The 18,809-nt window shown below is 71.2% G+C and carries 19 protein-coding genes; 7 read left to right on the top strand and 12 right to left on the bottom strand.

Translation table 11 applies throughout. The features are described 5' to 3' along the window. Positions 1-747: 747 nt before the first annotated feature. From SSMG_RS41545 to SSMG_RS41525, 5 genes are all read right to left on the bottom strand, one after another. On the bottom strand, positions 748-1,251 hold the full coding sequence (locus SSMG_RS41545) for a hypothetical protein (RefSeq protein WP_009086455.1): 504 nt from the start codon (positions 1,249-1,251) through the stop codon (positions 748-750). Between the two features lie 338 nt (positions 1,252-1,589). Next, positions 1,590-2,198, bottom strand: a complete 609-nt coding sequence (locus SSMG_RS41540) for a hypothetical protein (RefSeq protein ID WP_009086453.1) — start codon at positions 2,196-2,198, stop codon at positions 1,590-1,592. A 156-nt stretch (positions 2,199-2,354) separates the two neighbouring features. Further along, entirely contained in the window at positions 2,355-2,924 is a 570-nt protein-coding gene (locus SSMG_RS41535; RefSeq protein WP_037719308.1) for a hypothetical protein, read from the bottom strand. Then, positions 2,921-3,451: a hypothetical protein gene (locus SSMG_RS41530; protein ID WP_037719305.1), complete on the bottom strand. Its 531-nt coding sequence runs from the start codon at positions 3,449-3,451 to the stop codon at positions 2,921-2,923. Before SSMG_RS41530 ends, SSMG_RS41535 begins: the two co-directional genes overlap by 4 nt. A gap of 447 nt (positions 3,452-3,898) precedes the next feature. After that, positions 3,899-4,213, bottom strand: a complete 315-nt coding sequence (locus tag SSMG_RS41525) for a hypothetical protein (protein ID WP_158688170.1) — start codon at positions 4,211-4,213, stop codon at positions 3,899-3,901. Between the two features lie 260 nt (positions 4,214-4,473). On the opposite strand from SSMG_RS41525, the gene SSMG_RS41520 reads away from it, so the two are divergent. Both SSMG_RS41520 and SSMG_RS41515 read left to right on the top strand, forming a co-directional pair. Next, the gene (locus tag SSMG_RS41520; RefSeq protein WP_009086444.1) at positions 4,474-4,986 is read left to right on the top strand and encodes a hypothetical protein; all 513 of its coding nucleotides are present in this window, start codon (positions 4,474-4,476) and stop codon (positions 4,984-4,986) included. 35 nt (positions 4,987-5,021) lie between these two features. Beyond that, complete coding sequence (locus SSMG_RS41515; protein WP_009086442.1) at positions 5,022-5,315, top strand: hypothetical protein; 294 nt, start codon at positions 5,022-5,024, stop codon at positions 5,313-5,315. A gap of 225 nt (positions 5,316-5,540) precedes the next feature. Here the strand turns inward: SSMG_RS41515 and SSMG_RS44200 are convergent, their stop codons facing one another. Both SSMG_RS44200 and SSMG_RS41505 read right to left on the bottom strand, forming a co-directional pair. Further along, entirely contained in the window at positions 5,541-6,425 is an 885-nt protein-coding gene (locus tag SSMG_RS44200) for a DUF3558 domain-containing protein (RefSeq protein ID WP_234392923.1), read from the bottom strand. 103 nt (positions 6,426-6,528) lie between these two features. Beyond that, positions 6,529-7,056 carry a hypothetical protein gene (locus SSMG_RS41505; protein WP_037719297.1) on the bottom strand — a complete coding sequence of 176 codons (528 nt, stop codon included), beginning with the start codon at positions 7,054-7,056 and terminating at the stop codon, positions 6,529-6,531. Positions 7,057-7,543: 487 nt separating this feature from the next. On the opposite strand from SSMG_RS41505, the gene SSMG_RS41500 reads away from it, so the two are divergent. Continuing rightward, a complete protein-coding gene (locus tag SSMG_RS41500; protein WP_009086436.1) occupies positions 7,544-7,774 on the top strand; it encodes a hypothetical protein in 231 nt (76 codons plus the stop codon). 162 nt (positions 7,775-7,936) lie between these two features. Here the strand turns inward: SSMG_RS41500 and SSMG_RS41495 are convergent, their stop codons facing one another. Continuing rightward, positions 7,937-8,389, bottom strand: a complete 453-nt coding sequence (locus tag SSMG_RS41495; RefSeq protein ID WP_037719295.1) for a hypothetical protein — start codon at positions 8,387-8,389, stop codon at positions 7,937-7,939. Positions 8,390-9,149: 760 nt separating this feature from the next. Here SSMG_RS41495 and SSMG_RS41490 point away from each other — a divergent pair. Further along, positions 9,150-9,800: a hypothetical protein gene (locus SSMG_RS41490; protein ID WP_037719293.1), complete on the top strand. Its 651-nt coding sequence runs from the start codon at positions 9,150-9,152 to the stop codon at positions 9,798-9,800. A 159-nt stretch (positions 9,801-9,959) separates the two neighbouring features. On the opposite strand, the gene SSMG_RS41485 is transcribed toward SSMG_RS41490, so the two are convergent. Beyond that, complete coding sequence (locus tag SSMG_RS41485; protein ID WP_037719290.1) at positions 9,960-10,469, bottom strand: hypothetical protein; 510 nt, start codon at positions 10,467-10,469, stop codon at positions 9,960-9,962. 352 nt (positions 10,470-10,821) lie between these two features. On the opposite strand from SSMG_RS41485, the gene SSMG_RS41480 reads away from it, so the two are divergent. Next, positions 10,822-11,118 carry a helix-turn-helix domain-containing protein gene (locus SSMG_RS41480; protein WP_009086430.1) on the top strand — a complete coding sequence of 99 codons (297 nt, stop codon included), beginning with the start codon at positions 10,822-10,824 and terminating at the stop codon, positions 11,116-11,118. 80 nt (positions 11,119-11,198) lie between these two features. Here SSMG_RS41480 and SSMG_RS41475 read toward each other — a convergent pair whose 3' ends face one another. After that, positions 11,199-11,624 (bottom strand): hypothetical protein, encoded by a 426-nt coding sequence (locus tag SSMG_RS41475; RefSeq protein WP_158688168.1) that lies wholly within the window; start codon positions 11,622-11,624, stop codon positions 11,199-11,201. A 722-nt stretch (positions 11,625-12,346) separates the two neighbouring features. Here SSMG_RS41475 and SSMG_RS41470 point away from each other — a divergent pair. Continuing rightward, positions 12,347-12,826 (top strand): hypothetical protein, encoded by a 480-nt coding sequence (locus tag SSMG_RS41470; protein ID WP_009086426.1) that lies wholly within the window; start codon positions 12,347-12,349, stop codon positions 12,824-12,826. Between the two features lie 1,142 nt (positions 12,827-13,968). Here the strand turns inward: SSMG_RS41470 and SSMG_RS41465 are convergent. After that, complete coding sequence (locus SSMG_RS41465; RefSeq protein WP_037719285.1) at positions 13,969-14,964, bottom strand: hypothetical protein; 996 nt, start codon at positions 14,962-14,964, stop codon at positions 13,969-13,971. A gap of 571 nt (positions 14,965-15,535) precedes the next feature. Continuing rightward, positions 15,536-16,816 (bottom strand): hypothetical protein, encoded by a 1,281-nt coding sequence (locus SSMG_RS41460; RefSeq protein WP_009086422.1) that lies wholly within the window; start codon positions 16,814-16,816, stop codon positions 15,536-15,538. Between the two features lie 310 nt (positions 16,817-17,126). Here SSMG_RS41460 and SSMG_RS41455 point away from each other — a divergent pair, with 310 nt between their 5' ends. Next, the gene (locus SSMG_RS41455) at positions 17,127-18,623 is read left to right on the top strand and encodes a tyrosine-type recombinase/integrase (protein ID WP_009086420.1); all 1,497 of its coding nucleotides are present in this window, start codon (positions 17,127-17,129) and stop codon (positions 18,621-18,623) included. Positions 18,624-18,809: the final 186 nt, after the last annotated feature.

Below are 18,809 nucleotides of genomic sequence, written 5' to 3'. Positions count from 1 at the left end.
GCGGCTGGCCTTCTCAGGAGCTCTTTCGCTTTGGGATGGTTCAATCTGTTGAGTGCGGGGCGGTCCGGGACCGGACTGTCAATCCCTTCGCCGCCTCGGGCGGGGCTCCGGCCCGCTCCGCGCTCGCCTCTCCAAGCCTCGGCTCTGCCGTGCGCCGGACGACTGCCTCAGGTGCGTCGTGTCGCCGACCGAGCCACTGGCGAGACGGGCATCGCCCTGGCCATGCGGCCCGCCCAGCACGACCGCGACCAGCTCGGTCGCGAAGGCGACGATGCGGGGCGACCTCCGCGCGTGCCTGCGGCGGGCCCGGCCGGTTCTCGTCGGGAGCTGATGCTACGTCGACGGCCGTCCTCGGCCTGCCCTTCCTGCGTGCGTCGAACAGCCTGGCCCGCCGGACGCGCGAGCGCGGGGCGGTGCGAGAACCGCCTGGAATTCCCCCAAGGGGGCCCGGTCCTGGCGGCTCTCCCAATAGCTCCTGACGGACGACGGCTGTCCTTGCTCGCCCGGCGAGTCCGGCGAGTCCGGCGAGTCCGGCGACGCAACATGAACAGCGGCGGCTGCGCGCGTCGCCCCGTCATTGCCATCGAGCTCGCCGCCTACGCCGGGCAGAGCGAATCTGGTCGCGCAGCAAGCCCGAACCGTCAGAGCGCCGATCGGCCGCGTACCGCGGGCCCGAGAACGGGAGGTGCGGTGGCGAGAACAGCAGACAGGTGGATCGGGGTCACCTGCGGGTCGGCGAGGGCGCTGTCATCGTCGTGCCAGCACACATCGCTGTGCTACTGGACCCATTCGGATTCGCGCCAGCCGGCGATGTCCGGTCGGCGGCCGTCGGTGAGGTAGGCCCGGACGACCTGGCGGAGCCGGTCGCGGCTCATCGCGTCTTCGGGCCTTGAAGCGGAGCGCCCCCTGGGCGCTGAACGGCAGTCCGGGGGTGTCGGTGCGGCCGTCGCCGCGTGCGATGTACCCGATCGGGTGTCCGGCGGCGTCGATTTCGCGATAGTAGACAGCGCCGACGACGCGCGCGGCGGCGACGAGCATCATCGGGGCCATTTCCGGATGCAGCGGGTCGTACGGGCGCGCGCCGAGGTGGATCTCGCGGTGGCCGCGAACGTGCGGCGCCGCGTCGGCGGGCGGGCCGGTCACGATCTGCTCGACCAGCTCGTCCACGTTGTGCAGGTGGTAGACGGTGCGCCACTCGCCGGGGTGTTCGTCGAACCGGACCGTGACGGCCGGGGCCGCTACCGTCGTCATGGCGCCGCCTTCCCCTCGAGTGTGACCGGAGTCTGGCCTCCCGGAGGAGGGAACCGGGCTGCGTGTGTGTGCCGGCAAGCGATTCGCAGCCCGGCCGACCGATCCCTACGAAAGGCGACGTTCTGCCTCGTTCCCACGATAGAGCATTCCGCATCCGCACGACGCGTTCCGATTATCGCAATCCGAAATGCAATGACAGGAATTTCGGCCACTGGCGGGCGGTCCTGCGGGGGTCGTCGCCTGGCACCGGGGCGATGGGGCGGGGCTTCCTTTCGGCTCTAGCTGCGAGCGTGCTGCGTTGAAACGGATTCGCCGGTCTCGCGTTCGGGTGTCGCTGCTCAGCCGTCGACCGCGGCGAACGGCTTTCGGCACACTCCGCACAAAACCGGCCCGGCTTCGAGAACGGACGGGGACATGAGCGCCTTGCGGGGCGGGGTGCAGCCGCAGGCGATCGTCAGACGCTTGGGCCTCGCGGCGCTGGGCATCTCGGCCTGTCGCTCGTTGTCGGCGTGCTCGATCGCGGCGCTGAGGCGGGCGACGACGGTTTCGTACTTGGCCCGGGTTTTCGGCGTGGGGCTCGTTTCGGAGAAGCCGAGCCGTTCGTGCTGCTGCACGTCCAACCCCAGCTCTTGCGCCAGGGTCGCGAAAACCATGCTGTGGTACCGGCTTTCGCGGGTCGTGTTGTCCAGTTGCCGTTCCTTCGCGACCGCGTGTGCCGCTTGGTGCAGCAGAACCCCGAGCACTGCGGCGGCTCCTTCCGACACCGCTTCGCGCGGGACGGACACCACGCGTCTGGCCGGGTCGTAGCGGCCTTCGGCCGGTGTGCGCTTCGCGCCGACCTCCACGGTGGCGTCGGGCACGTCGGCGCCGTTCTGCCGGATTGCCTGCCACACCAAGGCGAGCGCGATCCGGAGATCGTCTGGCCGGTCGGTGTTCGAACTGCTCATACTCGTCCTCGTCCTCGCCGCCGGGCCCTGGGCGGCCGGGGTCCGGGTGCGGACGATAGCGGCTCGCCCGCGCCCGGACCCGGGAGGCCGAGAACTCCGTGTCTCAGATCGACCGGCGCGCTGTCCCATGCGCTTGACCGCACGGGCTGCGGACCCTTACCTGTTCCGTGGTCGGGGTTGTCGGACGACGATGTCGCTGGCAAAGGAGGTGAGCCGCGCTTGCTCGGCGACGCCCACCATCACTCGACCCGCCACGGTCGTCACCACGGGCCGCTGTGCCTCCTCGATGCCGACCTCGCCGCCGATGGTGCACACCTGCGCCTTGTCGAACCCAGCTCCCGTGCACAGCACGGACGCGTGCACGGTGTCGACGGCGATGCTCGAACCCTCGGGCACGAACGCGGCGATCCGCAGTGGCGCGATCCGATCCTGGTCGAGAGCGCCCGGCGACAACAGCGCGTCCAGGATTGTCTGCACGCGCGCGCCCTGCGCGTCGGCCACCGAGGCGATGACGTTCACGCGTCCGGGCACGGAGGTCGTCTCGGCCTGGCCGATGACGTCGGCAAGGCCCTCGTCGATCCCCGGCGTCAGCGGCTCCAGCACCACTGACGCCGTCTCCGTCTCGGCGATCGTCACCACCCGGATCATCCCGGGCACCAGCGAGACCACACCGAGCACGACCGGGCCCGGCCGGGTGTGGACGTGGATCCTGCGCAGCGTGCTCACGCTCGCGCCCCCTTGCACGGTGACGACGCGGCGACCAGCGCGGTCACCGTTGCCGTGGTCGCCGCGCGGCTGGCCCCGAGACCGGCCTCCGCGAACAGCGCGGACGCCGCCAGCAACCACGCGATCGCGGGGGCGTCCGCCGCGATTCCTCGTCCGGCTGCGCGGACGGCGGTCCACTTCAGCACCGCCGCGCAGGCTGCTCGTGCGTCGGCCACTTCGTCCAGGGCGGCGCCGCGCGTTCCCGACCAGATCGGGGACCGCCGCAGTTCCTGGTCCGCCAATTGCAGCGTGAACGCCATCACCCGCAGTTCCGGCGCAGCGGGCGGGCGCGTGCCCAGGGAGCGGCTGGTGGCGCGGGCAGCCGCGAGCCAGCTGCGCCGGATCACCGGCGGGCCGAAGCTGGCCGCGGTCGCCTGGGCCGCGGCCAGCAGCGCGATCGCGTCCGGATGACGCCTGCGCGCCGGCCAGAACGCCTGGTCCGCCGCCCGCGCGGCCACGCGGTCGATGAGGGGTGCCGTGGTAGACATGGTGTGCTCCTGAACGGGTTCCGTTGTCGCAGATGTGAGCTTTCGGGAGTCGGCCGGGACGCCATCGCACGTGGCTCCCGGCCGCCTTTCGTTGTCCGCCGCCGCCGTGTCAGGCCGTCCGTCATCCCCCCCTTCCGCGTCGGATGCCGCCGCGCTCCGCAACGCTTCCGGGGTGTGCAGCACAGGCACTACGCCCGCGAGCCGGATCGGAACGCCTGTCGCGCTTCGCTCGGCGTCCGCCCGCTGCCGAATGCCGCGGCGCGCCCGTTCGGCAGCTTCCAGAGCGCCAGGTAACAGGCGCTTTCCGCCGACAGGGCTTCGGGAGGGATCTCGTGCGCTTCGCGCATCTGAAACTCCGACCTCACTGCGCTATCCCACCGGAAGCCCTTGTTCTCGTCCGGTTCCGGCCTCCGCCCGGTCCGGCCCCGGCGTTTCCTTCGCCGGAGCTCACCGGATCCGCGCCCCCGCGATCGAGGTCCACAGTTCCGCCAGGGCGACGACCTGCTGTTCGTAGTCGCCGACGACTTCCATCGGGCAGCCCTCGAACCCGCAGCCCGCCGACAGCACAGCGCGATCCGCTTCTACCGGCACGCCTCGGAAAATCTCGCGGACCCCGCGCTCGTGGCTGCCGAACAGCACCGTCAGCACCCCGTCGTCCGGGTCCCCGAAGTCCAGTGCGCGCACGTCGGCGAGGAGGCGGGACCGCAGGTCGTCGCGCCAGCCGGGACTGGCCATGTCCAGCAGCGCTGCGCCCGTCCGCACCCGCTCGGCCAGCACCTTGCGCGAATCCGGGCCCGGCGACCAGCCCGGCGCGCAGCCCGTCGAGGTCCGCTGTCAGCAGAAAGGCGTTCTCAAGGATGTCCGTCGTGTTCATGCGAAGCTCCTTTTCCGTCTCGCTTCATCACGGTAACATATTCGTCGTGTACACGAAGAATATGTTACCGTGATGAAGCGAGACGGCAGATGAATGAGCCGTCCGTGCCCTCCCGAGTCCGGCCCCGTCGACGAAAGGCGCACAGGCCATGACGAACACATCTGCTTCCGGCCACCCGTTCCCCGTGTACTGGCTGGTGCCCGCCGCGTCCGGCGACCTGCCGACATGGCAACGCGCCGCGGCGGCCGCCGCGGCCGCCGGGATGACAATCGCGAAGTTCGCCGCCGCCGCATTGACCCAGAAAATGGCAAGCGGGGACACCCTGATCTCCGTCCAGGTGAAGGACCCCCGGCCGCGCACGGTGAGGTTCCACGGGCACTGGCTGGTCGAACCGGAGAGCGCGCGCGACGCGGCGCGCGACGCCCTCGATCCCGTCGGCCCGGGCTCCTGGACCGTGGGGATCGCCGAAACCGCGCGCGGGCGGTTCGCACTCGTCCTCTATCACTACGAACTCACGGACGAATTGAGCGTGTTCGATTCCCTTGAACAGCTCTCCGTCGCGACCGAAACGGACGAACGGGTCGAGTCCGAAGATGTCGAGCGCGCGCGAGAGGAAATGAGACGGCGGCAAGAAGACGCGGCCAACTACCTTGACATCTGACCGGACCGGCCGCTCGGCCACGAGTTTTCCACCCGATGAAGCAGGTCGCGCTGAACGAACTTTTGCTGGCCGATATCGCGAAGTATCTCGCGCATCTCGTGACTGACGGGGACGACACCGACAACGTCACCTACTACGCCGAAGCCTGTGAGGATCGGCTGGTGGTGACGGTCGGAACCTACGACGAAGACACGACTCGCGAGTTCGAACTCCCGGGTGCGCGAGGCGCTTCCCGGCAAGTGAACGCGAGTCAGCCCCTTGGGCGGTGGCCGCGAGCGCGATCGCCGCCCAAGGACGTTTCGCGATCGAGAAACTGGTTTGAGCACTGACGAAGGAGGCCGCTGCCGGTTGCACAGCAGACGGTCGAGTTCGGCCCATTCCCGCGTCCGATTGGTAAACGCCGCTGACGCCGGGGGCAGTTGCCGCGGGACCGGCGGCCGCTCGTTCCGCAATGGACGTGGACGTCGCCGTGGACCGCTCCGGCCTGCACCACCGCGCCGGACACCTCGCCGACGACGTCCCGGTGCATGTCGCCTGTACTCACGCCATCTCCGTCACCGGGGATGTTCCTGGAGGTTTCCGATGGTTTTGTCGAGCACGTCGCGCGCGACGCTGCACGGGTCTGTGTTGTCGCCCCCGGGCAGTATCACGATGCTCGCGTCGATCGTCTCGTGGTCGTTGACGCCGACGGCGACCCGGCATTCGCCGTTGCGGTGCTGGTCGTCCTTGCTGCCGAATTCGATCGCGGGGTAGCCGCGGATCGGGTCGAGGGAACGACGGTCCGCGTACGAGTGTGCGATGTCGGCGATGCCGTTGCCGCCCCGGACCGGCAGCAGAACCTGGATCACGACGCCGTGGTGGTCCCACCCGCACAGCGGTTCGTCGACGATCTGCACCCTGGGGACGCCCCGGCTGCCGGAGCCCAGCAGGCCGTCGGCCTGGTCGGGGGTGAGGGCGTCACACGGGGCCTGCCTCAACCGGCCGAGGTCGAGAGGATGCTGCACCATCGGCACTGTCGGTGCCGTTGGGCCGGGGGAGCGTCCGGTCGAGGGCCGGGCGGGGGCGTCCGGCGCCGAAGCGGTGGTGCAGGCGGAGAGGCTTGCGATCGCGATTCCCGCGATCGCGAGGACCGCTTTGCGCGCTGCCGCACGGTGTCCCGCAGGTCGCGGAGCGCGTGCGAGAGGGCGAGAGTGCTCGGAGGCGGTATTGGCGTGCAAGGACAACTGGATGCCGCGGCCTTTCTGGGCGATGCCCGGTGTCGTCGTGGGCGAAACTATTGGATCGCAACGACGTCGACCGGCGAGTCGACTCGATGGGGTGACCGACCGTGCCGCGGGCCCGGCGGACGCGGTCGAAGCAGGGTATCGCGCACCAGCGGGTGCCGAGCCGTGCGCACCACGACCACGCGTGACAGACAAACGCGTCGCCCCGGCCGTCACCAGTGAACTCTCAGAACGTCCCCGCCAGTATCGCCTGGCCAGGCACTCCACCCCTACTTTGCGGCTCGGGCCAGCTTCGGGAGTCCCGGGCCCTCCGGACCGGTCATCCGTTGCCGCCGTCCCGGCCGGGTCCCCCGGCGGGCGGGATCGGGGTTTCTGGCGCCGCTCCCGGCTGCCGCAGTTGCTCCCGGAGTTCCTTGGGTGTGGTGTCGAGGGCGTAGGCGAGCTCTTCCCAGCTCACCCCCTGCCGCACGATCTGCCGCATCGTGTTCGCCTCGAGGTTTCGCGCGGCGTCGCGCGCGAGACGGATCACGTGCGCTGCTGCGAGCGCGTCCGCCCGCTCCAATTCCGGGCCATTCCTGCTGCCCCAGGCTTTGGCCAGAAACGCATGCAGCAGACTGACCGGGTCAACCTGTGGTCCGTCCGGGGTGGCGACCCAGCGCTTCTCGTCGTCGTTGCCGTAGCGCGTCGCCAGGCGCACGCGAGCGTCCTCGCCCTCCCGGCAGAGCGCGAGCAGCGTCTCGAGGCGCGTCGCCCTCAGGCGATCGCGTTCGGCGAAGAACGCCTCGGCCTCAGCGCGGCCGGCGGCGCGGGCCGCCTCCAAGGCGTCCGATTCGTCCGATGCGGTCATCCTGATCCTTTCCGCTGCCTGACAGCCCGGGTTCGGCCACCGATTTCGGTGACAGTCATTGCGGCCTGTCACTTGCGTGCTCGGCGACGATCACGGTCTCCATGGCCGCGACCCGCGTGAACGCCTCCGACTCCGCGCCGTGGTGCTCGCCGGAGGTCGACGAGGAGGCATGCGGGGTCGACGCTCCGACACGGCGTCGCGGTGGTGGGGGCGCAGGCCGTTCCACCACCGCCGCAGCGCGGTCTGTTTCTGCACTGCGACGACCCTTCCTGTTCTCGGAGGCCGGGTTCCTCGCGGTTCATTCCGCCCGCGGCCGCATGAACCGTTGCCCAGTGTGCCACCGCAGGAGCCCGCCGGGTGACTGCTCGTCGACATCCTCGGAGCGCCGTGCACGATGTGCTCCATTGCGCGGTCTATGTCAATTTCGGAACGGCGATGCCGGGGCGGTCGAGGTCTTGCGCGAGAGGAGTGCCATTGGCTCGCGACTATGCTCGAGTTCCAGGACGAGGCGCTCGCAGAGGCGACGGGTGCCTCGCGGGAGCAGATCGTCGCGGACGCCGTGCACCGGTTCAGGCTCCAGGAACGCGAACACGGGTTCCCGGCCGGGCACTACTGCACCGGCGGGGACTGCGCCGCGTGCCGGGAAGATCTGGACAATCTTTTCCAGAGCCTTCGAGGAAAAGCTGCACGACGAAGAGGACTCCAGATCACCGGCTGACCGAGGAGCTCCGCTCCGACGTCGTCGGTGAGCCCGGTTTCAGGCGGGTTTCGTTGTGGGCCGGGACTTCTTGCCGTTTCGGCGGCGTCGGGGCGGAGGTGACGCCCACCCCGGAAGACAGGAGCCGCCGGCGTGATCGGCTGCCGCGAGCGTCGGCTGAGGTCAGGCGCGGTCCGCGATTGAGCCGATGCCGCGGTGCGAGATGACCACGGCCAAGGTCCCCAGGTCGCATGCATGGATGGCCCAGCGGGCATCGATGTCGAGGTTCAGTCCGAGCCGCGTGCAGGCTGCCGCGGCCGTGGTCAGCTCGTCATGGTCCATGCCGTAGGGGTAGTGCACCACCGCGACCAGGCACCCATTGCGGTACCAGCGGTCGGGATGGTCCTGCCCGGCCAATGCCTGCTCACCGTCCGCGCAGTGTCGTTCCAGCGGATCACCGGCCGCCGGGCAGCGGCTGCCGGTCAGCGTGCACGGGCACTCCCAGCGGCCGCTCGTCACCCGCTGAGGCAGCCGGTCGTAGCGACGTGACCGCAGCCCCGCCTGGTGCAGCCGGGCCAGAGCCGCGGCTTCGGCGTCGGTGAAGCGCAACCCGAGTTGGGAAGGAGAGGCAGCCATAGCCGACACCGTAGGGCGCCTCTCGTTGCGCCGGGACGAATCTCCGCCGTTCGGGTCAGGGACGCCGCCGCCCTGCTGGGGAGCGGGCAGTGCACTTGCGAAATCCGTATTCCCACGATGCTCAAACTGCGGATACCACTTCGTCGTCACCCTCACTCCCGCCAGCGACCATGCCCTTGCCGCTGCGAAACCCGACGCGCCGGCGGGGACGTAGCCGCGGTGCCAGGAATTGTCGGTGCGGGTCGATATGCTGTGCGCGGCTGGACGCCAGCCGGTCCGAACTCGTTCCGCCCACGCGGGAACGTGCGCTCCTCGGGCGAAGATGTCTCAGACTCAGCGTCTCTTTGCCTTGCTGTGGCGTGAAAACGGCTGCGGTGGCGGCGGCGTCGGCGTCCTCACCGGGAAGCGAGCAACCCATGCCACGCGACGAACGAGCCTTGACCCGCTCCGTCCGCAAACGGGCCGAGCAGCAGGGGCTGTCCTATCAGCAGGCCCGCAGCGACGTGATCACGATCCACGAGATCTGTCGAAAGCCGCGTCGGATGAGGTGCTGGCCGGGCCGCCCTGGCCGGTGCTCGACCTGCTCGGCCCGCACGTGCTGCTGTGATCGTGCTCCTGGCGCGGCCTGATCGCAAGATGCCCGCAGTCACACTCCTCCGGACGAGGCTGGTCAGCGCGGTCCCCGGACGATTCCTGGACAGTTCCGGGCCAGTTGCTGCGGATGCGTGCGGTTGCGGGGAGGACGGGGTCTGCTGGGGAAATGACCGGTGCGGGACTGGCGGGCTATGAGGCGGCCGCGGTCGCGGCCGGGGCGTGGTGGTGCCGGTTGCGGGTGCCGCTCGACGATCCGGGCGAGGCGGTCGCGGCCGTGGCCCGCGCTACCCGCGACGCCGGGATGCCGCTGACGGTGGCGTTGCGCGGCGGCCGCGGCGACGTCAGCGCCTTCCTGCTGCGCGCCCCCGACCTGCTGCCCGCGGAGAGGGTCGACCAGTGCCGGCGGATGGCCGAGGCGCTGGCTGCGGAAACGGGGTGGCGTCGCCTCGGACCAGACCGGCCCGATCAGCCGGTGGCGCCGCTGGGGCTGAGCCGGTTCGTCGCCTTCGACGGCGGGCTCCGCGGTTGCTCGGCCGACGATGCGGCCCGCCGGTTGTTCGCCGTACGCGCCCCCGGGATGCGGGCGCGGCCGGCGTGGCTGGTCGTGCTCAGCGCGGCCGGTTGCATGGCGCGCCGAGAGCCCGGAGTGCTGGCCATGCCGTCCGGGCTGGAGCAGGCCGCCGAGGCTGCGGCCGCGCTGGGGCTGCAGCGGTGGTGCGTGCTCGACCCGGCAGCCGACGAACACGTCGTCTTCTCCCGTTCGCGCACTGACGCCACCGCGTCGTCGGCGGCGAGCAGGTCGAACACCGCGAAGTAGACGACCGCATCGGACCGCGCGCGGAGTCGGTGCGCAGGGCCAGGATGGCGGCCTGGTCCTTGCCGGTGCGTGCCTGTGTCGCGGCCATCCGCTCCGCGAATGCACCGGGCGATATGCGTTTTCCCCGGTCAGCGCGGTGGCCGGGGACGTCGCTGCCGGTCATCGCGGGAGGCGTGCGGCTTGTGCGGTGATCAGGGCGGCGCAGGCGGGTGTTGCGATGTGGTCGAGCCGCAGCGGGCCGCGGTCCAGGGCGGGGTCGCGCAGCTGCTGCCGCAGCGCGAGTTCCGCCCACTGCGGGGAAGCGCGCAGGGCCAGCACGGTGGCGGGCGCGTGCAGGGTCAGGATGGCCTGGTCGCGGGGGTTGAGCACCAGGCCGGGCGCGGGCGGGCAGCGGTAGGTCCGTCCGTCCAGCAGCCACTCGGCCTCGCCGCCGTCGTCGGGGTCGGGCGCGGTGAAGAGGTAGGCGGGGGCCGAGTCGATGTCTATCTCGACCGGGTGCGGGTAGCTCAGCCGCCACAGCGTGAGCCCCGGCTCGACGGCAGTGACCCCGTAGCGCAGCTCGACCCGGTCGGCGAGGGCGCGCACGCGGTGGCGGGCGCCGAGCAGATCGCGCTGGACGGCGGCGGCGTCCTCGGCGGTGGCGGCGACGCCGGCCTGTCCCGTGGTCACGTCGCCGGGCCTCCGCTCCATCGCTGCGCCGGGGGCGGCCCCTCGGCAGCCGGGGGAGGTGCCAGCCGAGGGGCCGCCGGGACGAGCCGGGGGGAAGCTCGCCCTTTGTGGGCACCGTCGATCGTGGTAGGCCGGTCGGCGATGGGCAATCGGCCGAACGGGTTCAGGGCGGCATCGATGTGAGGACATTCACCCGACCGCCCACGCTGTCTCGGTGTCGCTTGTGACCAGCATTTACGCGCGGATCGCGTGAACATGATCACCACGTTCGTTGCTGGACGTCCATGGCTAGACGATCGTGCTGCCGTGATCAACTCTGGTTCTTCGCGGCAGGCCGCTCGATCATCGCGGGGTGCCGAAGATCGCCTTGACCGCGCAGTGGGCCGCCGCCGAGGTTGGCCGGCGTGCCCGGGCGCGCCGGGAGCTGCTCGATCTCTCCCAGGAGGACGCGTCCTATCTGGCGGGCGTGTCGACCACCTGGTGGTCGGCCTTCGAGCGCGGCATGCGCACCCGCGCCGAGTTGCCCCAGCTGCTGGGCGCCGCGCACGCACTGGGCATGGACTCCGGCGAGCTGCTGAAAGGCCTGCTGCCCGACACCGTGCGCGAGCCGGCGCAGGTGCACCAGACCCGACCCCGGCCCCGCCGCTGACATCGCCCGGCGCTTTTCGGAAGAACCTGCTCGCAGCGGTGCCGCGAGCAGGTTCTTGGCGTAGGTCCCTTCCCGGCGTTCTAGGGCTTGGTGTAGGTCAACTCGTCGCCTAGCACGTAGACCTCCTCGTTGCTGAAATCCTGCCTGTCGGTCGTCAGCAGGCGGTAGAAGTTTTTATTGCTTCCGAATGGCCACGGCACCAGATAGTAGTAGGAGTGATCGCTGGTCGTGCCCATGTCGTCGTGATATGAAAAGCGACCGGAAATGGTCTTGCCGAAGGTTTTCAGGCATTCGTGCCAGTGCAGCGGGCTGTTGCGGCGCTCGTTCATGTAGAACCCCGCGATTCCCTTTCCCTCATAGGTGTACAGGTGCGTGGGACTGCTTCCCGCCCAGGACTTGCATCCATCGGACGGGGCGGCGGCGGCCGAGCCGGTACCGGCCAGCGCGGCACCAGGAATCAAGGCGGTCACCACAGCCGCCGCAGCGAACCGGGTACGTGTGCGCATCATAATTCTCCAATCCGCAAGCTGGAAGGAAATAATGATCTGACTCGACCTTGTAAGTGAGCAAGAAATGACAGCCGAGTGGGTGTCATCTAATAGTGCCATTGACGTCATGCCATTTTGATTGGCCGCGCCCCGTTTTTCTCTCCCCGCCAGTCCCGTGACTCTGGCGAGGTCGGGTTCCTTCGGCTACGGAGCGGCATCGGGGTACCGTGCCGCCGCCCTCGACGAGTCCGGGTGCATCCCCGCGCCTCCCTGCCGACCGTCTCCCACTCGAAGCTAGCGCCGATCGCCGTGCAGCGGCACCGCCGCCACCCGGGCGGTTCAAAGCAGAACACCGCCGCCCAGGGCGATCGTCGTCAACAGTCCGGGAAGGGCAGCCGCACCGGGTCGGACCGAGGACCGTCCGGATTCGTGTCCGACATCGGGGACCGGCCCCGGCGGATGAAGCGGCCGGAACACCCGCCGGCTCTTGCCGTACGCACCGGACGGTGTGCACCGCCAGCACGGTCGCGATCGCAAGTACAAGGCCGCCGGCAGCGGCGAGCAGCACCACGCCGATCACACCGGCGCCACGCGCAGCATCCGCTCCGGGCGGACCGCCAGGCAACAGCGCTGAGCGCTCTGTCACGGCCGCCTTCGTCTGCTGGCGGGTAAACGCTGGTGAACGGCCGGCCCTGCTCGGGCTGTGAAAGCAAGGGCCGGTGTGCGCGTAGCCTGCGAGCATGGGGACGGCGAGAGTGCCAGCGGGCTTCTGGGAACGGTGGGACATCTGCCCCACGATGTTCAGCGCGAGCTGCGCGCCCGCAGTCGATCAACGGCAGCTCGGCCAGCTCATCGCCGACACGGTGCCCGCGGCCAAGTGGCCGATCGGTGCCGTCATCACCCGGATCGAACCGAAACCCGACGAAACACTCGCGGTCGACCGGTTCGCCTGGCGGACCGGTCAGGTGCCGATCGAGCGAGCAGCCCTCTACCTCACCGCCCTGTACGCCGCTCCCGGAGAGGGTCGTCCCGGCGCGGCCGTGCTGCAGCTGATGGCCTTCGAAGCCGTCAACACAGCCGTCAAGGCCGCGTTCGGATCCCAGGTCAGCATGTCCTGCGTGCCCGTGGTGACCCTGGACATGCTGCAATCGCTGTGGATGACCGGGCGCGACTACTTCTGCACCGCGGGGCCGACAAGCGCCGGCCCCGCGAAGTTCTGAGTCCTCGCAGAAGCCGCGACCGGGCCGGTAGCGCCGCAGCTTCCCCGCGGTCGCCGCCGCGGAACCGCCTGAGCAGCATTAGCAGCCGTGAAATGCAGGCTGAGGCTCGTCGCTACAGCGGCGTTCTTATGCCGCCGACGCTCGCACCGGGTGTGCTCCGAGAGAACCTTCGTCGCTGGCACCGGTTGGCCACAGGCCGCCACGAGGTCCAGCAGTGGGTGATCCCCACGGTGGCTGGACTGTGGACGTGGTGGGCCACGTGCCGCACGTGCGGCGCAGAACGCGGCGGCTTCCAGCGTTCGAGCGAAGCGGCTTTCGCATGCGCCGATGCTCTGGTCGGCAGCCGCGACGACTGCTTGCCGTATGCCTGGATGAGAGCGAAGGAGGGGGCGAGTTCCTGCCGACCTGGCGACGGACGGCCAGGTTCTGCTGCGCCAATGGGCCGGAACCAGGGTCATCGAACTGCCCGAGCCTGCGAGGGGCGGGGGTTTCACCGTCGCCACAGACGGGGCGTTCGCCACCGAGTCGCGAGAGGCGGCCTGGGGCTTCGTCACCGACGCGGGATGGTGCCGAAGCGGACGGACCACAGCGGAAGACCGCCGCGGAGCCGAATGGCCCGAGCTGGAAGCGGTCCATCACGCGCTGGGTTTCTACCCCGACGGCAGCGACGTCACGTTACTGATAGACAACAAAAACGCCGGGAGCGTAGCGCAAGATCTCGTCGAATCGGTTGAGTCCGGACGGCGGATTCGTTCGCTCGGACTGCCCGGCTGGGTAGAAGTCACGCGTGCTAACGCGATCGTTCAGCACGTCAGGCGACTGTCCAGCGTGCGCGTGCTGTGGGTCCGAACGAACACCAACGAACTGCACATACACGCCGACATGCTGGCTCGCGCGGCGATCGGGAAGCCGCCGAAAGGGCGGCGGCGCGGTCGAGCCGGTGGATATCGCGTGGCGGTACGGCGGCCATGGTGATTCCGATCGTGGCGGCTACGCCCGGTCCGGCTCGCCGTCACCGAAGGACCTCGTCCGGTCGAGTTCTTCGAGCGACGGGACTCAGCCACAGATCTCTTTGTAGATCACCTGGCCGCCGCTGCGGGCCGTGCGGCGCTTCGATTGCCTCCGCCGGGATTTCGTCCTCTTCACCTCGGGCGGACTGTCTGGTCTTTCGACGGTCGCGGTCGTGCGGTGCCGGATTCGAGCGGGATCGTCTCGGGCATGGCGCCGTCGTCGGGTGCGGTCGGCAGCCAGAGCAGCGGGCCGGGTCCGCCTGAGGAGCCGGGAGCGAGGCGGACGGCGATCTGGCCGGGGCGGCGCGCGGGCCAGCCGGGGGCATCGAAGATCGTGCCGGTCGCGAGGTCGCGGCCGGGGTCGACGGCGATCGCGCGGACGTCGCGGCCCTGCAGCAGGCCGATGCGGCGGAGTATTCCGCTGCCGCGGACGGCGCTGCGGGTGCGGGCCAGCTCCTGACCGGTGTGGAACCGATGCCAATGTTCGTTGGGGGCGATGCGGTCGGGCTGGTGATGCCACTCGGGGTCGTCGCGGTCGGTGTACGTCCCGAGCAGTTCGGCTGCGAGGCCGCTCCACAGTTCGGCGGTGATGCCCCGCAGCAGGACCCGTCCCGGCGCTTCGGCGTCCTCGTCGAGCATGGCCAGCGCCAGCCCGGCTTTTGTCGGTGTCGCGCGCAGGCAGGGGACGCCAGCGACCTCGTCGACGAGATCGCTGTAGAACCAGCCGGTCGTCACCGATCGGGTCCCGTTGGGCCAGACGTGGATCGCCCGGCCCCGCGCCGCAGCGTCGAGGTAGCGGGTGAGCGGGAGGAGGCTGTGCAACACGGGCAGCAGTGCGTCGGGGTGCAGGTCCAACAGCAAGCTGTCCGGTCGGGGCGTGACCGAGCGGATCCCCAAGACCGTTCCGTCCGGCCATTCCGTCGCAGCCGCGAGGTCTCCCCGGCCGAGGTTGGCGAGGATGTAGTGCTCCAGTTCCCGCTGGCACCGGCCGTAGAGCGAAGGACGGGTCGAGGGCAGCACGCCATAGCGGGCGAAGTCGACCGCTGCCCGTTCGTGCTGTTCGAGCGTCAACGCGCGCCGGGCGAGAATCTGGCTGCGGCGATGGCGCGAGGAGGACGAGGAGGGCACTGCGGCTCCTGACCGTGCGGTCGTCCCGGCGTCGACCGACGTCAGGCTTGGGGCGAGGACACATTCGTCGTCACGCAGCACGGGTCGGGAGATTCCCTGCTGCCCCGGGGGCTGCTTCGGCTCGGTGCCGCCGCCGGGATCGGGTGTGCGGCACGTCGTCGCTGGGACTCAGGACAGCCCCGTGGGCCGGAAGGATAGCGGCTCCGCCCGGCGCGTGCGCCTCCGGGGCGTCGGGTCCTATTCATTGCTCCGCGCTTGCGTCGTCGCGGGGATCGTCGGCCAGTCGTGGCGCGCGGCGATTGCGCGTTGAGCACGCAGGCGCCGACGTATTCGGCCTGGCCGCTCACGGTGCGGGACACCGGCTCCACCGTGTGGCGGCGCATGGTCGAGCGCACCGACTCCCGGCTGATCTCCCACAGTGCGGTCGACCTCGTCTCGGGTCATGGTCCTGGAACTGTCGACGTGCAGCCGCAGCAGCGGCGTGAGTTCGTCGACGGTCAAGCGCGCTTTCCGCTTGACCCCACCGAGCCGGGCGCGCAGGGCCGCGGCGTTCCGGAGCGGGCGCGCGGGGTCATGGGGTGTCGAGCAGGCGGGCGAGCTGGTCGGCGAACCAGGCACGCGTGCCGTCCGCGACGTCGGCCGGCTGGCTGGTCTCGGGCCGGGGCACGGCGATGTCGCTGATCAGTTCTTCCAGGCCGGTGCGGAGGCCGGCGAGGGCGGCGGCCGCGTTCTCGCGGTCGGTCTCGGCGGCGGCGGCCCGGACCGTGGCGGCGCCGAGTTCGCGGTTGAGCGCGCCGATGGTCTCGGCCTGCTCGCGGGCGTCGGCTGCCGCGCTGCGGCGGGCGGCGTCCAGCTCCGCGGTGAGCCGGTTCCGTTCCGCAGCGTGTTCGGCCGTGGCGCGCTGGAGTTCCTGGTCGAGGCGCGTGCGTTCGCGGTCGATCCGTTCGGCGAGGGTCCGGTCGTGGTCGGCCTGCGCGGCGGCGAGGGCCTCGGCGTGCTGCTGGTGGAGGCGGCCGATCTCCTCGCTGTGGGCCCGGGCGGTGTCGCGGACCCCGGTCTGCAGTTCCTCGAGGCGCTGCGTCTGCTGCTCGACCGCGGCGGCGAGGCGGGCGTTCTCCTGCTCGGCCAGGTCCTTGGCGGTGAGGGCGGCGGCGCGCAGTTCCTCGGCGGTCTCGCGGCGTTTCCGTTCGGCGTCCAGCTGGCCCTGGGCCTGGTCGCGCTCGCGGGTGGCCTGCGCGGCGATACGTTCGGCCTGCTCGGCTTTCGATGTCGCGGCGGCGGCCCGCTCCCGCGCCTTCTGGGCTTCCTGTTCCGCGGTCCTGGCCGCTGCCTGGGCGACGGATACCTGGCCCTCCATCTCCCGGACCCGGGCGCGCATGGCCTCCACCTCGCGGCGGGCTGCGGCGACGTCGCCGGCGAGGGCTTCCTGGATCCGGTCGGCCTGCCCGGCGAGCGCGCCGAGCGGTGCGAGCACCTCGGCGGCCCTCGTCCCGAAGGAGGCGACCTGCTCGGCGAGGCCGTGCAGGTCGATCGGCGGGCCGGGCGCGTCGGCGCGGCCGCGGGTGGCGGCCTCGACCTGCCAGGCGGCGGCGACCTCGCGGCACCGCATCCGCTTGGTGCCGCCCTTGCGGTCGGGGACCCGCCACAGGGTGTGCTCCGCGTGGCAGAACCGCTGCGGCTGCCCGCCGCCCTCGGCCGCGCGGGGGAGGACCCGGCCGCACGCCTCGCACTGTCCGGTCCCGGCCTCCTCGGGCGGCACGCCCGGCCCGTCCAGCAGCCCGTCGGCCGGCGGCGCGGGCCCGGATCCCGCCGCGGCGGCGTTTCCGCTGGTCGGGGACGGTTCGTCGATCATGACCAGGGACGATACCTCAAGAATAAATTTTACTCAACCTAGTCAGTTAATACAATTTTACATTGTGAGTGACCGTCGGACGTATGCCATAATGTGCGTTATGGATCATCTGAAACCCGGCGGCCGCCCCACGCGGCCCCAGCGCGTCCGGGCCGCGTGGGGCACGGAGGGGCCCGGGGGAGGGGCGGCGGGGCACGCCCGCGGGCCGCCGAGGCGTCACCGTGACGAAACGCGCCCGGGCGTGCGGACGGCGGCACCGGGCCCCGGCGCCCGCTCCGTGCGGCGCTCCGGCCGACGGAGCGCGGTCCCGATGACCTCCGCGCATCCCGACGACCGGAGCACGGGGCCGGGGACGGCGGTTGCGCTGCGCGCGGGCTCCGCCCCGGAGCCCCGCGGCGGAGCCGGGTGGAACCGGCAGGGGGCCGTGCTGGACCCGGCCACGGCCGCGGCGGTCCGGGAACTGGGCCAGGAGCTGCCGCTGCTGCCCCCGGCGCTGCTGCTGCCGCTGCTCCAGGCCCTGCGCGCGACGCTGCCGATGCCGCGGCCGGGGGAGCAGCACACCGCGCGCAGCCTCTCGGTGCAGTGGCTGGGCAAGCGCTGCGCGAAGTCGCCCGCCACCGGCGAGGCCTACTGCCGCGCGCTGGTGAGCTGGCTGGATTTCTGCCAGGCGGGCGGGCTGGATCCGCTGGGCGCGCGCACCCCGGACGTGGACACCTGGACCGGGCGGCTCGCCGGCCGCGGGGCATCGGCGTCGGTGATCAACCAGCGGCTGGCCGGGGTCCGGGGCTGGTACCGGTACCTGCGCCTCGGCGGGACGGCGACCGCCGACCCCGTCTCGGACGCGGACCGCCCCTCGGCGGCCGCCGTCGACGAGTCCGAGACCCCGTACCTGACCATCGCCCAGACCGGCGCGCTCCTGCGCCAGGCGCGGTGGGAAGTCGACGACGCCGGAGACGACCCGGCGAAGCTGGAACTCGTCCTGCGGGTGGCCGCGCTGGTGTGGCTTCTGCCGGTCACCGGCGTCCGCAGCGGCGGCGCGCTCGCCGCGCGAGTGCGTGGCCTGCACTACAACGGCGGCCGCCGGCGCCTGCGTTACCGGTTGAAAGGCTACGAGGGCGAGGTCTCCGACGCCCTGCCACCGCAGGTCGCCCTGGCCCTGGACGCCTACCTGGACTGCCGTGCCGCCCGTCAGGGCCTGCCGGCCCTGACGCCGGACGCGCCGCTGTTCGCCACCGGCTCCGGGAGGCGCTGGGACAAGCAGGGCGCGACGAAAGCGCTGCGCGGGCTCGCCGGGCGCGCGGGGATCCCCCACGCCGACAAGCTGAATTTGCACGCGCTGCGCCACTCCGCCGGGTCCAGTGCGCACAACGAGCTGGGCATTCCGCTGGACAAGGTCCGGCGGCTGCTGCGGCACCGCAGCATCGCCACCACCCAGATCTACGTCCACGACGACCTGCGGCCGGGCCAGTCCGTCGCCGACAAGCTCGCCGCCGCGTACGCGGCCGAGATCGAACTGCCCGGCAGCGGAACCCTCGCCGCCTCGCCCTCCGGCCCGGGTGCGGCCACCCGCGCAGCGATCGCCGCGCACGCCCGGGTCGCCGCGCTGCACCGCGTCGCCGACGCCGGGGACGGCCTGCCCGCTGCGGTCGTGGCCGAGGTCGCCGCGACCTTCACCGCCCTGCTGGACCGCTGCGACGGAGCCGACCCGGCCCACGCCCCGTTCGCCGAGACCGTCCGCGCCCTCGTCGCCGGCGGCCTGCCGTCCCTCGCCGATCCGGACGGCCGGGTGAGGCCGGCCCGCCCCTGACCCGGTGCAGCTCCGCGATCGCGGACACCGCAGAGCACAGCCCTGACGCACCGCTCTTGCTGAACGAGGTGCGCCGTCAACTCAAGGCCCCCCGTCGCTGACGCAGCGCGCGTGAGCGACGGGGCCTGAGGTTCCGAGGGCCTACGCGCCGCCGCGCCGTCCGGGAGCGTCCTCGTGACCGGCGAC

Source organism: Streptomyces sp. AA4 (genome assembly GCF_000158875.1).
Classification (GTDB): Bacteria; Actinomycetota; Actinomycetes; order Mycobacteriales; family Pseudonocardiaceae; genus Amycolatopsis.
The sequence above is the reverse complement of the archived record's forward strand: the minus strand, read 5'-3'. Positions and strand labels throughout refer to the sequence as shown.